General features: G+C 36.2%; 1 protein-coding gene and 1 pseudogene. Both read left to right on the top strand.

Features of this window, described 5'->3' with window-relative positions:
- The coding region (locus tag GMD1S_RS08330; RefSeq protein WP_000519899.1) for an FtsX-like permease family protein at positions 1 to 354 on the top strand (354 nt) is incomplete at its 5' end.
- A 218-nt stretch (positions 355 to 572) separates the two neighbouring features.
- Positions 573 to 850, top strand: a pseudogene (locus GMD1S_RS08335) (PTS transporter subunit EIIC); the annotation flags it as partial.

Here is an 850-nt window from a genome sequence, read left to right on the forward strand (position 1 = left end):
ATTTTTATCGCAGTCTTCCTCATTTCCAATACCATTCGTATCACCATTATTTCACGTAGTCGTGAGATTCAGATCATGCGTCTTGTAGGAGCGAAAAATGGCTATATCCGTGGTCCATTCTTGCTAGAAGGTGCTTTTATTGGCTTGCTCGGTGCAGCAATTCCTTCAGTCCTTGTATTCTTTGTTTACAATATGGTTTATCAATCGGTCAATAAATCTTTGGTAGGTCAAAACTTGTCAATGATTACGCCAGATGTGTTTATCCCTCTGATGACAGTCCTATTATTTATAATCGGAATTTTCATTGGTTCAATTGGTTCAGGGATTTCAATGCGTCGATTCTTGAAGATTTAGTTGGATTTAAATGCAAATTGCAGAACAAATCAGAAAAATAATACATATTTAAAAGAGAAGTTTTCGTAAACTTCTCTTTTTCCTTTCTAAAAATTAAAAAAATAGACAATTTTTTTATAAAAGCCTTTACAAAAAAAATAAAAGTGGTATAATTAATACATAACTAAATGCAAACGTTTTCGTAAAACGTTTGCCTAAATAAAATAAAGGAGATTTGAATGATGAAAGCTACATTCAAAAATGTCTTGTCTTTCGAATTTTGGCAAAAATTCGGTAAGGCTTTAATGGTGGTTATCGCCGTTATGCCAGCGGCGGGATTGATGATCTCAATCGGTAAATCAATCGTGATGATCGACCCAAACCTTGCTCCTCTAGTGATTACAGGTGGAATCCTTGAGCAAATTGGTTGGGGGGTTATCGGTAACCTTCATATCTTGTTTGCCCTTGCTATTGGGGGAAGCTGGGCAAAAGAACGTGCAGGTGGTGCATTTGCAGC

The organism is Streptococcus sp. GMD1S (assembly GCF_000296875.1).
Taxonomy (GTDB): domain Bacteria; phylum Bacillota; class Bacilli; order Lactobacillales; family Streptococcaceae; genus Streptococcus.